Origin of the sequence: Devosia sp. UYZn731 (assembly GCF_040546795.1) — a bacterium.
Classification (GTDB): Bacteria; Pseudomonadota; Alphaproteobacteria; order Rhizobiales; family Devosiaceae; genus Devosia.
The window spans coordinates 241,649-254,131 of sequence record NZ_JBEPOL010000001.1 but is presented as its reverse complement, the minus strand read 5'-3'; the positions used below and the strand labels follow the sequence as shown (position 1 = coordinate 254,131).

Annotated in this window: 10 protein-coding genes; 9 read left to right on the top strand and 1 reads right to left on the bottom strand. The window is 60.9% G+C overall.

Annotation, left to right across the window (positions count from 1 at the left end; genetic code table 11):
• The first annotated feature begins 9 nt into the window (after positions 1–9).
• The 6 genes from ABIB57_RS01190 to ABIB57_RS01165 all read left to right on the top strand — a co-directional run bounded on the left by ABIB57_RS01190 (position 10) and on the right by ABIB57_RS01165 (position 5,899).
• A complete protein-coding gene (locus ABIB57_RS01190; protein WP_354038022.1) occupies positions 10–1,071 on the top strand; it encodes a CapA family protein in 1,062 nt (353 codons plus the stop codon).
• An 86-nt stretch (positions 1,072–1,157) separates the two neighbouring features.
• Positions 1,158–2,141 (top strand): sugar ABC transporter substrate-binding protein, encoded by a 984-nt coding sequence (locus tag ABIB57_RS01185; protein ID WP_354038021.1) that lies wholly within the window; start codon positions 1,158–1,160, stop codon positions 2,139–2,141.
• 59 nt (positions 2,142–2,200) lie between these two features.
• Positions 2,201–3,685 (top strand): sugar ABC transporter ATP-binding protein, encoded by a 1,485-nt coding sequence (locus ABIB57_RS01180; protein WP_354038020.1) that lies wholly within the window; start codon positions 2,201–2,203, stop codon positions 3,683–3,685.
• Positions 3,686–3,705: 20 nt separating this feature from the next.
• Positions 3,706–4,740 (top strand): ABC transporter permease, encoded by a 1,035-nt coding sequence (locus ABIB57_RS01175; protein ID WP_354038019.1) that lies wholly within the window; start codon positions 3,706–3,708, stop codon positions 4,738–4,740.
• A 1-nt stretch (position 4,741) separates the two neighbouring features.
• Positions 4,742–4,969, top strand: a complete 228-nt coding sequence (locus ABIB57_RS01170; protein ID WP_354038018.1) for a hypothetical protein — start codon at positions 4,742–4,744, stop codon at positions 4,967–4,969.
• Positions 4,970–5,080: 111 nt separating this feature from the next.
• A complete protein-coding gene (locus ABIB57_RS01165; protein WP_354038017.1) occupies positions 5,081–5,899 on the top strand; it encodes an alpha/beta hydrolase in 819 nt (272 codons plus the stop codon).
• 152 nt (positions 5,900–6,051) lie between these two features.
• On the opposite strand, the gene ABIB57_RS01160 is transcribed toward ABIB57_RS01165, so the two are convergent.
• Entirely contained in the window at positions 6,052–8,310 is a 2,259-nt protein-coding gene (locus ABIB57_RS01160; protein WP_354038016.1) for a putative bifunctional diguanylate cyclase/phosphodiesterase, read from the bottom strand.
• A gap of 253 nt (positions 8,311–8,563) precedes the next feature.
• Between ABIB57_RS01160 and ABIB57_RS01155 the strand changes: the two genes are divergently transcribed.
• The 3 genes from ABIB57_RS01155 (at position 8,564) to ABIB57_RS01145 (ending at position 12,448) form a co-directional block, all read left to right on the top strand.
• Positions 8,564–9,325, top strand: coding sequence for an ABC transporter substrate-binding protein (locus tag ABIB57_RS01155; protein ID WP_354038734.1), 762 nt, complete (start codon positions 8,564–8,566; stop codon positions 9,323–9,325).
• A 545-nt stretch (positions 9,326–9,870) separates the two neighbouring features.
• Positions 9,871–10,818: a sugar-binding protein gene (locus ABIB57_RS01150; protein ID WP_354038015.1), complete on the top strand. Its 948-nt coding sequence runs from the start codon at positions 9,871–9,873 to the stop codon at positions 10,816–10,818.
• Positions 10,819–10,912: 94 nt separating this feature from the next.
• Entirely contained in the window at positions 10,913–12,448 is a 1,536-nt protein-coding gene (locus tag ABIB57_RS01145) for a sugar ABC transporter ATP-binding protein (RefSeq protein WP_354038014.1), read from the top strand.
• Positions 12,449–12,483: the final 35 nt, after the last annotated feature.

Genomic DNA, 12,483 nt, shown 5'->3' with positions numbered 1-12,483 from the left:
GGCGCAGCCATGACCGTGACGATAGCGCTGACTGGCGACATCTGCCCAACCCGCCGACTCGACGTCGGGACGCTCTCGGCTTCCCCGGTATTCTCGGCATTGGCGCGTGCGGATCTAGCCATCGGCAACCTGGAGATGCCGCTGACGGACCTGGGGTTTCCAATAGAAAAGCTCCTGAACATCAGGGCGAGTCCGGAGATCGCGGAGGATGTGGCCAAGCTGGGCCTCGACGTCGTGACTCTCGCCAACAACCACGCCGTCGACTGCGGTTGGTCGGGCCTCGAAGACACTGCCGCCCGTCTTAGGGCGCATGGATTGCCTAGCATCGGCAGCGGGCCAAACCTTGCCGCGGCAAGCGCGCCGTTCTTCGGCAATATCGGGGGCCGGCGCGTCGGAGTGGTCGCGTTTTCATGCCTGACGCCGGCGGGAATGAGCGCCAGCGCTGACCGGCCGGGAATCGCTCCGATCCACATTTCGACGAGCTACGAGATCGACCCGATCTACCAGGCGGAAGAGCCCGGCGATATTGCCGTTGTCACCGTGCGCACGCGCCCCAACGATCGGGATCGGCAATACGCCCTCCAGACAATCGTCCGGGTCAAGGCCGAGTGCGATTTCCTTGTGGTGACCCTGCATTGGGGTTTTGGCTCGGGCGAGGGCCTAGCCGAATACCAGCGGCCATTGGCCGAGGCCATGATTAAGGCCGGCGCCGGCGTGGTGCACGGCCACCACCCCCATGCGATCCACGCGATTGGCTTCCATGAGCGCAAGCCCATTATCTTCAGCTCGGGCACTCTGATCGGGCAGCAGGTTTTCCTGCCCGCCTCCGATCAAGTCCAGCAAATGTGGAGCGAGATGTCCCCCGACGGCTTCGTCAGCGAACTGACGGTCGAGCGGGACGGTGAAACAGCGCTCAGGCTAATTCCTACAACGCTCGACGCAGACCGGCTTCCCGTCACCGCCGAAGGCGAGGTTCTCACCCGCATTCACGAACGTCTCGACCGGCTTTCGCGACCACATGGCGCAACGGTCAGCATGTGCGATGGAGGCCTGCATGTGCGGCCGCTGTGAACGCTGCCCTCTCTCAACAGCCTGCGGACTGTCCGCCCGCATGGCCGATACCCCGGACAATCATTCGGCAGCAAAGGAAATCAGCAATGAATACCTCCTCCATATCTCGGCGCCATCTCATGCAACTGATGGGGGCCGTGACAGTGGCGTCGGCCGCCCTTGGCGCGAGCAAGGCGTTCGGCCAGGACGCCAAGAAGACCATCGCGATTAGCTTTCCGAACGCCTCGGTCATCGGTGCGGTCATCACCGAGCTGGAAGCCTCCAAGGCAAAGGGCGCCGAGTTGGGCTATAACGTGGTCGTCGACGATCCGGGTACCGACCTGAACAAGCAGATCAACACCATCAAGACCTGGATCGAACAGGGTGTGGGCGCTATCGCCGTCAACGCGCTGCAGCCCGACGCCTTCGAAGCTATCGGCAAGCAGGCCATGGATGCTGGCATCATCTGGATCACCTATGGTCAGAAGATCAAGAACCAGCATGCCACCGTGGGTTATGCCCAATACGATGACGGCTTCACGCTCGGCGCATATTCCGGCAAATGGGTCACCGAAACCCAGGGCGGCAAGGCCAAAGTCATCATCCTCGGCTACGAAAAGGGTGTTTGGGGTCAGCAGCGCGGCAGCGGCATCAAGGACGGCCTGAAGTCGACCGCGCCAAACGCGGAGATTGTCGCCGAACAAGATGCGATTAGTCCGACCGAGGGCCTCAATACCACCCGTACGCTTCTGGAAGCGCATCCGGATGCCAATGTGATCCTCGGCGTCGAAGACCCGGCAACCGAAGGCGCGTACAAGGCCTGGATCGCCAGCGGCAAGGACCCGATGGATCCAAACGGCTTCATCGGCGGCATGGACGGCACTGTTCCCGCCCTCCAGTATCTCAAGCAGGGTGGCACAGTTTATCGCGCCTCGATGGCAATCCCGTTAGTGGCCGTGGGCGAAGCCATCATCACCACCGCCGATGACTATATCAACGGCAAGACGCCGGGCGACAAGATCGTGCCGCTGGAGCTGGTGACCGAAAAGTCGCCGCTGGCCGACAGCTATCTGGCCCAGCAGGGCGCTTGATCCAGGATACTGAGGCGGGCCGACTGGTCCGCCTCAACCTGTTGCACCGGGGACTTCGGATGACCTTTGCCGTTTATGGCCTGCGAAAATCCTATGGAGGCGTCGAAGTCCTCAAGGGCGTCGACCTTGAAGTGGCAGACGGCGAGATTCATGCGTTGCTCGGCGCCAATGGTGCTGGCAAGTCGACGCTGATCAAGTGCTTCTCGGGGGCCGTTCAGCCGGACTATGCCGTCATGATGGTCGGCGAGGAGCGCTACGAAAGCTTCACCCCCAAGACCGCGAAGGCCGCAGGTGTTTCGGTCATCTACCAGGACCTGTCCCTGGCGATGAGTCTCGATGTCACCGACAACATCTTTCTCGGTCAAGAACTGCGCAACGGCCCTTTTTTGCGCAAGGCCGACCAACGCAAGGAAGCGGCTCGCTGGCTCGGTCAGCTCGGGTCTGACATCAAGCCGACTGCCTCGTTGTCGCGGTTGGGCAATGCGGGCCTGCAGACAGTCGAGATCGCCAAGTCGCTGCGCAGCGAACCTAAGGTGCTGATCCTTGACGAACCGACGGCAGCCCTTTCGGAGCAGGAGGCCGAGAAGCTGGGCCAGCAACTGCTCGAAATGAAAAGCCATAACCTGCCGGTGCTTTATGTGACGCACCGCCTTGCCGAGGTGTTCGCGCTCGCCGATCGGGTCACCGTGCTGCGGGGCGGCAAGGTCGCGCTACATGGCAAGGTATCGGATTTCAGCTACGATGACCTGGTCAGCGCCATCGTCGGCGAGCGCATCCAGCGCGGACGCCCAACACAGCGCCCACTCAGCGAGGTCGTCGAGCACCCCGCCGTCACGGTGACGAACCTGGTGGCGACCGGCATCGGGCCGGTCGACTTCGAGGTCCGAAAAGGCGAGGTCCTGGGCGTATTCGGCGTTGTCGGCTCGGGTCGTACCGAGCTTGTCGAAAGCCTGTTTGGCAGCATGAAAAGGCATTCCGGCACCGTCACCATCGATGGCGCCGAGGTCGACATCTCCTCTCCGGCACACGCCGTTATGGCCGGGATCGCGCTGGTGCCGTCCGATCGGCTGCGCAAGAGCATCATCGCTGACCTCCCGTCGGGCGAAAACATGCTGCTCGCAGCTTATGGGGCGATCTCGAAATGGGGCTTTCGGCTACCAGCCAGCGAGCGCGAGGCGTTCTTCAAGGCCGTAGAGCGGCTCAACCTCCAGCCCTCACGCATGGATTTGCAGGCCAGGCGATTTTCCGGCGGCAACCAGCAGAAGCTGGTGATCGCGCGCTGGCTGAACGACACCAAGAATTGCCGCCTGCTGATGTTGGACGAGCCGACGCAGGGCGTCGACGTCGGCGCACGGCGCGATATCTACGCCGCCCTGCGATCAACCGCGGCTGCCGGTGGCAGCGTGCTGGTGACCAGCTCCGAGCCCGAGGAACTGGTGCAGATTGCCGATCGGGTGATCGTGCTCACGGCCGGTCGCATCGCTGCGGTGCTCGAAACCGACCAGATCGACGAGTCGCGCCTACTTTCCATCGCCCACCAATGATCAGTTGAGGATCGTCAGCCATGAACGCCCTTGCCATCCCAGTCCCCGGACGCAAACGCGGCAGCTTCCCCGTCGAGCTGTTCATTAACAATATCCTGCTGATCGCGCTGCTCTGCCTGATCGCCTTTTTCAGTTTCCGCAGCGGCTCCTTCCTGACGGTGTCGAACTTCCGGGTGCTGCTGACCAACTACGCCGCCATCGGGATCGTCGCCTCGGTCATGTCGATGCTGGTGATTTCCGGGCATGTGGACATGTCGGTCGGCTCTAATATCGGCTTCTCGGGCATGCTGTCGGCCCTTGCCGTAACCCAGTTCGGTTTGCCGGCGCCCCTGGCCATCATGGTGGGCATTGGTGCTGGGGCCGGCGTTGGCCTGATCAACGGCATTCTCTGCGCCTATCTCCGGTTCAGTCCCATCATCGTCACATTGGGCATGCTGAGCGTACTGCGCGGCGTGACGCTTCTGATCAAGTCAGTCGAAGTGGCCGGGATGGGCGACACCTTCTTCATGATGGGCAATGGCAGCTTCTTAGGGGTGCCGATCCTGCTTTTGGTGGTGCTGGGGGTCTTCCTGCTGGTCGCCGCAGTCATGTCGACCACGATCTGGGGCCGCTATGTCATGGCTATCGGCGTCAACCCGCAGGCGGCCTTTCTCGCGGCCCTGCCGGTTCGGCCGGTGGTTCTGGCGCTATTCATCGCGACAGGCGCAGCGGCCGGTCTCGCCGGCGTGCTGCTCGTCGCCCGCCTGGACGGAGCTTCTCCCGGCTCGCTCGGGTTGCAGATGGAGCTTCAGGCGCTGACCATCATCCTTCTGGGCGGCGTGGCCTTCGCCGGCGGCCGTGGCCGCATCTTTGGCGTGTTCACTGCCTGGGTATTCCTGGCGGTGATGGAAAACGGGCTGACCATCCTCAATGTCCCGCCCTTCGTCCAATTGGTGGCCGCCGGCTCGGCCCTGGTCCTGGCAGCAAGTCTTGACGCACTCGGGACCTATCTCGGGCCCCGGCTTGAGCAGCGCCGTCGCATCGAGCAGCAGATTGCGGCGGCGGTGGCGCGCTAGCATGTCCGACGCAAGCGGCGTGGCCAAGGTTGCGGTTCGCCGGCGCGCGATCCCCGATCGTGCCCTTGCAGCCGGCCGCCATCTTTCCGAGGCCGTGCTTGGCGAGCATTTCCACCTGAACGCCAGTTCCATTCCGCCGGATAGAGACGCGAGTGTCGATATCTGGCACGTGCTGGAGAGCTATGAAGGGCAGCGCGCAGCCTCGAATACCGACGGCATTGCTCGGTAGACAAGGCAAAAATTGTGCATCTTATTGTGCACAATGTTGCCTGCAACACTGAAATCGTGTAGGGTTGTTGTCGCTCACATGAAAGGTCTGGACATGGAACGATACCGAGGGATGGACCGCGAGGCGCTGGACATCGCGTACAACAATCGGGCCGTGGTTCCGGACTGGCAGGGGTACTTGGACCGCTGGGCGGTCAGCGGCGCCAAGACCTACGAAAAGGTCACGCATCGCGATATGCACTACGGCGATGGACCCAGGCAGCGCATGGACCTGTTCCTCCGCGATGAGGCCGATGCACCCACCTGCCTGTTTCTGCATGGCGGCTATTGGCAGTGGAATGACAAGGAAGGGCAGGCCCTCGTCGCTGAAGGCCTGCTCCCCAACGGCATCAGCGCCGCCATCGGCGAATACTCGCTCGCGCCAGATGCGAGCATGACCGAGATTTGCGAGGAGGCTGTTGCCCAGGTGTCCTTCCTGTCCAAGGAACTGGCCAGACAGGGTCGCAACCCCAATAATATCTACCTGACGGGCATTTCGACTGGCGCGCATCTGATGGCACTCGCCCTGGGGCTCGACTGCGTCCGCGGCGCCCTTCTGATCAGCGGTATCTATGACCTGGAACCCATCCGGATTTCGTCTTTGAACGCGCCGATCAATATGGACATGCTGGAGGCCCGGCTGAATTCCCCGCTGCACATGGTTCCGACCCGGGTGTCGCCGCTCATTCTGGCGCATGGGGGACTGGAGAGGCCCGAGATCCAGCGTCAGAGCAAGGATTATTGCGACGTTCTCAACGGGCTGGGCCACGAGGTGGACCTCATGCCGGTGGCCGGAACGGACCACTTCTCGGTTCTGGAAACGCTGATCTCGCCGACGGGGGTGTTGAGCCAGGCCCTCGTCGGACTGGTAGAGCGTACGCGCCTCGCCTAACTTTGGCCGATCAACGCCGTGCCGGCCCGTTCTAGGTCGGCGGAGCCTGCTGAGGTGGTCCAGATGCGCATTCCGGCGCCGTTTGCTGCGCCGGGATCATCGGCAAGTCTCTGGGCCGCGGACATGACCCGCCCACCTCTGGGTGACGTGTATTACATCAGGTCCCGAACGGCAGTACTCGCAATCTGATTGGCCGCTCGCAGCGTTTCACCTGCCATCGCGTTACTATCGATACCAGACGTCATGTCGGGTTCTGGCTGAGGCCGAGAGAAAAGGAAACCCTGAAGATCGGTGCATCCTGCCGCAGCAAGGAAGTCCCGCTGGCCCGGTGTTTCTACACCCTCGGCAGTAGTGGCAAGACCCAGGCTCCGGCTCAAGGCAACAACCGCCGAGACGATTGCGGCGCCGTCGGCCCTGGTACCCAGAAGGCGTACGAACGAACGATCGATCTTGAGCCGGTCGATACCGAACTGGATGAGATGGCTCAGGGAGGAATACCCCGTGCCGAAGTCGTCGAGAGCGATCTGAACTCCGCGCTCGCGCAAATGTGCGAGGGCTGTCTTGACGATGGCCTCGTCCCCGCCCATCAGCGCGGTTTCCGTGACTTCAAGTTCCAGGCGAAATGGCGGAAGGCCGCTCCGCTCCAGAATTTGCATCACCTCATCCGCAAAGCCCAGTATGCGTAGTTGCGTGGGGGAGACGTTGACGGACAGACGGGCACTGTTGGGCCAGCAGGCGGCAGCAGTACAGGCCTTCGTCAGAACGAATTTCCCCAACCGATGGATGAGGCCGCTGTCCTCGGCGAGTGAAATGAATTTGTCGGGTGTCAGCAGCCCGAGTGTCTCATGCCGCCACCGCACAAGGGCTTCCGCGCCTGAAATCCGGTCAGTGTCACCAGCGCGATGAATAGTTTGATAGAACACCTCGAGCCCAAAGGCAGGGACTGCCGCAGTCTGGTTGAAGCGCTCATCCCGGATTGTGTCGACCCCATCCAAGAAGGCCCGAAGGTCGCCTTTCAGTCCTTCGCGCAGTTTAGCGCTTGTATCCATGTTATCGGCGTATTCGACGCAGCGGCCTCGCCCAGATGACTTGGCCTCGTAGAGTGCCACGTCCGCCGCGTGCAAGACCTCGCTCGCCGTCTGGGATGACGTCGAAATAATGGTTATTCCGATCGAACACCCGATATGGGCACTGGCGCGCCCGCCCTGCAGCGAGAACGGTTGGCTAATTTCGTCCACGATCTGATTGCACAGCTCAAGATGGGAGGCGCTTCTTTCGGGATTGTGGGGGAGAAGCAATGCGAATTCGTCGCCGCCAAGACGAGCCAGCGTATCTTCTGCGCCTACTAGAAGCATTACGCGGCTCGCAACCGACTGGATCAGTTCATCGCCGGCTGCATGCCCAAGAGTGTCGTTAACCGCCTTGAACTTGTCCAAGTCGATCAGCGCCACAATGGCAGGAGGAGCGCCCGTCTGCTGTTGAGCAATAGTGTCTTCCAGCCTTTGGGCGAACAATGCTCGATTGGGCAGATCGGTCAGGATGTCGTGCAGGGACTGGTGGCGCGCCTTTTGTTCGCTGTCTTGCAGATCGGCCAGTGTCTTGCGCAGCAAGAAGACAAGCCCGCCGAGCAGGATCGAAATGATCAGTGCCGAGATCGTCAGCGCCGGTATCATGCTGACAACGACCTTGGATCCGGGGAGGTCAGGCGTCCAGATGATGAAGCCGATCGGCTCATTAGTGGCGGTCGCCTCGATCTGAAACGTGACTTCGTTGGCTTCCGGATCGGAGCTTCGCGCGAAGCGAACGCCGTTGAGCCCTTGATCGCGGCTCAGCGCATCCAGTGCGGGCCCGTCGAGATAGCGGTAGGCGATCAAGAAAAGAGGCCGCCCCTGCGTCGACCGATCGACATTGTGGATCGGTATTATCCCGGCGATGGATGGCCGCCCCTGCAGCCGCATGAGTTCGACGGATTCCGATTTTTTGGTGTCGCCGTCATCGCGCGCTCCCAGCGTCATAGCTTGAACGGTGCGTTGCAACATGGGCATGACCAACGGCCTGATCCATTCATAGCGGCTGGCGGTTTCGCTATCGCGCTTGATCGCCATTTCACCGTTGGACCAGACGACGAATGCCTCGTCGTACTTGAAGACCGAGGTCATGATGTCGCCGAACGCCATGCTATCGAAAGCGTCGATTTCTCCCGAACTGGACACGCTGTTGATCGTGCTTGCATAGCCGTCGGCCATCAGACCGAGTTCGTAGGCGACGCTTTGAATTTGACTATCCAGACGGCCATTGACCAGCTGTCGCTGGCGATCGAGCGCTGCCAGATCGCTTTCTCGGCTTGCCCACACCGCTGACGCCAGCACAAGGCCAAGCGTGATCATGCCACCTACGGCGATGAGGGACATTAGGGTGCCGGACGACGTCCATATAGACTTGTGGCGGGGCAATGGGATAATTGGCCATGGGCAGGATGTGGCGACAACGATCCGCTAAAACAATTACCAATCCATTGTTACAAAGAGGCGCAAGTTAACCGCCGGCGTAAGGGCAAAATTCTGTTTTTCGTGTTCTTCTGCACTGACAAGCCAGTGTCTGCATGCTGGAGTGTTTGGTTCAGGAGAGATGCAATTGACGGGCCATCGTTTTTTTCTGCCGATCATGCTGAGTATTGCCGCCGCCATAGTGGCAGGCTTTGGCGCGCAGGTTGCACAGGCGCAAGATCGAACGATCAGAATTGCGATCGAAGGCAAGTTTCCACCGTTTAACTATCTGGACTCTAACGGAGACTTGCAAGGGTTCGACGTGGAGATTGCCAGAGCGTTGTGCGATGCCATGCACTCGCCATGCGAATTGGTCGTTCACGCTTGGGACGACATGATCCCCGGCCTTCTCGACAGCCGCTACGACGCTATCGTTTCTTCGATGTCCATGAGCACCGAGCGCCGCGAAAAGGTGGCTTTCACCGGGCGCTACTATGACAGCCCCACCATATTCATCACCGGCAAAAGTTCGCCTATCCAGGCGTTTGCGCCGCAGGATCTGGCCGGTAAACGTCTAGGCGTAACCTTGGCCACCGCACAGGAGGCTTTTGCGCAGCATTTTTACGGAAATGCTTCCATCGTGGTTTTCGCCGAGTCACCCGAACTCTATCAAGGCCTGGCCGACGGGAAGGTTGACGTCATCCTCGAAGACAAACTCGCTGCGTATGATTGGCTGACCAACACGAAAGCCGGTGATTGCTGCGAGTTTCGGGGGGCCGACATCAAGGACCCGACCTATTTCGGAGGTGGTGCCGGCATAGCTCTGCGGAAAGACGATGTCAGTCTGCTCAACGACTTCAATGGCGCATTGGACGCAATTTCCCAAGACGGCACATATAACATGATCAATGCAAAGTACTTTCCGTTCCCCATCCGGTAACAGAATGTACCCCGCGGCGAGAGGCGGCTTGGACAACGTTCTGCGTTGCCGCACAGCACCAAATGGATTTCGCGTGATCGCCTCCACTAAACCGCCGGCTGGCCCGTAACGCCCACGAACACGCCGTGAGCGAACCTTACCGGCTGTGTCGTTGAGCACGAAGGACACGGCGGCCTGCGCGCAGCGGACGGCCAACGCGATATCGGCCATCGTTACCGGCGCCGTGCGCCCGGCGATGCGGCTTTGGACGTGCCGCACGATTGTGATTTGGTCGCTGGCAAACGGGCGCTCGTACTATCTTGGCTGATCCGCGCACCCTGGTTCTGCATAGCTTCAGGCAGACTCCTCAAGACTAACGCTTAGTCCTGCTCGGTACATAAGGGCAAACGATACAAAAAGGCGCTGCGCTATATCCCGCTTGACTTATATTACTAATAGAACTTAAGTCGCATTGGCAAGACGCTCCAGAGTTCACCCCAAGGTGGCAAGAGCGCGCTCTCGCCGAAGCTACTGCCGTGCAAGGCACGGCTCATGGGAGGACTACAATGAAATATGCAATCAGCTTTGCGGCTGTGCTTGCGGCTGGCATGATGCTGGCCGGCGGTGCTGTTGCACAGGAGAAGCAGAGCCTCGCTTTTGTCGTCAACGGAGCCTCCGATTTCTGGAAGGCCGCCGAGGCCGGCGTGAAAAAGGCGCAGGCCGAAAATCCTGATTTTGACATGTCGCTAAAATATCCCGAACAGGCCGCAGCGGCGGTCCAGCAGCGCCTGCTGGACGATCTGGTTGCCGCCGGCACCGACGCTATCATGGTCTCTGCAATCGATCCGGGCACCTCCACCGAAGCGCTCAATCGCATCGGCAGCCAGATCCCGCTGTTCACCACCGATAGCGATGCGCCGCAGTCCAACCGCGTTGCCTATATCGGCTCGTCCAACGAGCTGGCCGGCGAACAGGCTGGCGAGGCGATGGTCGCGGCTTTGCCTGCTGGCGGCAAGTGCATGGGCTATGTTGGCCTCTTGGGCGCGGACAACGCCAAGGAGCGCATTGCCGGCTTCAAGAAGGCCATTGAAGGCCACAATATCGAGCTGGTCGACGTGCGTGGCGACGATATCGACTTTGCGCGCGCCAAGAAGAATGTCGAGGACACTCTGGTCGGCAACCCCGAAATCACCTGCATGGTGGGCTTCTATTCCTACAATCCGCCCAACATCTATGCGGCGCTTAAGGATGCCGGCCGCTTGGGTGACATCACCGTCGTCGCATTCGACGACGATCCGATCACTATTGGCGCAGTCAAGGACGGCTCGTTTGCCGCCATGGTTGTGCAGCAGCCGTTCGAGTGGGCGTATCAGGGCATGAAGCTGATGGCTGCCTACCTCAAGGGCGACAAGTCCGGCGTGCCGGCCGATGGCCTGATCATCGTGCCGACCAAGACCATCACCGCCGAGGGCGTCGATCAGTATGTCGCCGATCTCAAGGCGATGGCGCAGTAAGATCAATCCATGACGGCGCCCCATCCGGTCGGATGGGGCGCGCGTTTGTCCATTACGATATCGACTGCGCCAAAAACAGTAGTCTTGCCCGACGATGAGCCAAATTTCCGACGTTACCGACACGTCCTTGCCGTTTCTCACTTTGAGCGGCGTGCGCAAGACCTATCCGGGCATTGTGGCGCTCAGCGGGCTCGAGATGAGCGTGCGGCCCGGCGAGGTGATCGGGCTGGTCGGCGAAAATGGCGCCGGCAAATCAACCCTGATGAAAATCCTGGGTGGCGTGATTGCCCCCGATCAGGGCACCATCGTCATCGATGGCGTGACCCATGACGCGCTGACGGTTGGTCAATCGATCAAGGCCGGCATCGCCTTCGTCCACCAGGAACTCAACCTGTTCGACAATCTCGACGTTGCCGCCAATATTTTCATCGGCCGCGAGGATCGAAGTGGCGGCTGGCTTAATCTGGTCGATCACGCCGCTCTGCGCGCCAAGACCTTGCCGCTGCTTAAGCGTATCGGCGCCAATTTTTCGGCCGACGCTCCGGTCAAGTCGCTTTCGCTGGCGCAGCGGCAGATGGTGGAAATCGCCAAGGCGCTGTCGGTCGACGCGCGTCTGGTTATCCTGGACGAGCCGACTTCGAGCCTGCCGCTGGCCGAAACCGACAAGCTGCTCGATGTCATTGCCGGCCTCAAGGCGCAGGGCGTTGCGGTGGTCTTCATCTCGCATCGCCTGCATGAGATCGAGCGCGTCGCCGACCGCATCATCGTGCTGCGCGATGGTGCCCTGGTGGGCGTGCTGAACAGAGCCGAGGCCAATCATGACCGCATGGTCAAGCTGATGATCGGGCGTGAACTGGCGCTGCGCGATTACCAGCCGCCGGCCAATATTGGCGCGATCTGCCTGTCGGCGCGTGGCGTGCGCACTGGCAGCTATCCCGAGCGCAGCATTGATCTCGACCTGCGCAAAGGGGAGATACTGGGCCTGGCGGGCCTAGTCGGATCCGGCCGAACGGAATTTGCCCGCGTGCTGTTCGGCATCGACGAAAGTTTTGGCGGCAGCGTTACGCTTGATGGCACGCCGCTCGTTGTCGCCAATTCTGCAGACGCGGTGGCACAGGGCGTCTTTCTGGTGCCCGAGGATCGCAAGAGCGACGGCATCCTGCTCGACTTCACCATCGCGCAGAACATCTCCCTGCCCAATCTCGAGGCTCATGCCTCCGCCATGCTGGTGTCGGCCAGGAGCGAGGGGGCGGCAGCCGAGATCGAAAAAATCAATCTTGGTATCAAGGCGCCGTCGGTAGCGACACGCACCGGCACACTGTCGGGCGGCAACCAGCAAAAGGTGGTCCTCGCCAAATGGCTGGCGATGAACCCTCGCCTGATGATCCTCGACGAGCCAACACGCGGCATCGATGTCGGCGCCAAGGCGGAGATTTATCGCCTGATGCGGGCTTTGGCCGACCGAGGCGTCGGCATACTCATGATCTCGTCGGACATGGAAGAAGTCATTAGTGTGTCTGATCGCATCGCCGTGATGCATGAGGGCGCCATTGCGGGCGTGCTGGAGCGCGATCAGTTCAGCCAGGAAAACGTCCTATTGCTCGCAGTCGGACGACAATTGGCTTCGTAGAAATCGGGCCGGACACGGCCGCTTCGGGGGGATGG

What these genes read in the sequence shown, in the direction of transcription:
- ABIB57_RS01175 (WP_354038019.1), top strand. Translation starts at nt 3,706, where the DNA reads ATGAACGCCCTTGCCATCCCAGTCCCCGGACGCAAACGCGGCAGCTTC.
- ABIB57_RS01155 (WP_354038734.1), top strand. Translation starts at nt 8,564, where the DNA reads ATGCTGAGTATTGCCGCCGCCATAGTGGCAGGCTTTGGCGCGCAGGTT.
- ABIB57_RS01180 (WP_354038020.1), top strand. Translation starts at nt 2,201, where the DNA reads ATGACCTTTGCCGTTTATGGCCTGCGAAAATCCTATGGAGGCGTCGAA.
- ABIB57_RS01150 (WP_354038015.1), top strand. Translation starts at nt 9,871, where the DNA reads ATGAAATATGCAATCAGCTTTGCGGCTGTGCTTGCGGCTGGCATGATG.
- ABIB57_RS01145 (WP_354038014.1), top strand. Translation starts at nt 10,913, where the DNA reads ATGAGCCAAATTTCCGACGTTACCGACACGTCCTTGCCGTTTCTCACT.
- ABIB57_RS01170 (WP_354038018.1), top strand. Translation starts at nt 4,742, where the DNA reads ATGTCCGACGCAAGCGGCGTGGCCAAGGTTGCGGTTCGCCGGCGCGCG.
- ABIB57_RS01190 (WP_354038022.1), top strand. Translation starts at nt 10, where the DNA reads ATGACCGTGACGATAGCGCTGACTGGCGACATCTGCCCAACCCGCCGA.
- ABIB57_RS01165 (WP_354038017.1), top strand. Translation starts at nt 5,081, where the DNA reads ATGGACCGCGAGGCGCTGGACATCGCGTACAACAATCGGGCCGTGGTT.
- ABIB57_RS01185 (WP_354038021.1), top strand. Translation starts at nt 1,158, where the DNA reads ATGAATACCTCCTCCATATCTCGGCGCCATCTCATGCAACTGATGGGG.
- ABIB57_RS01160 (WP_354038016.1), bottom strand. Translation starts at nt 8,310, where the DNA reads ATGTCCCTCATCGCCGTAGGTGGCATGATCACGCTTGGCCTTGTGCTG.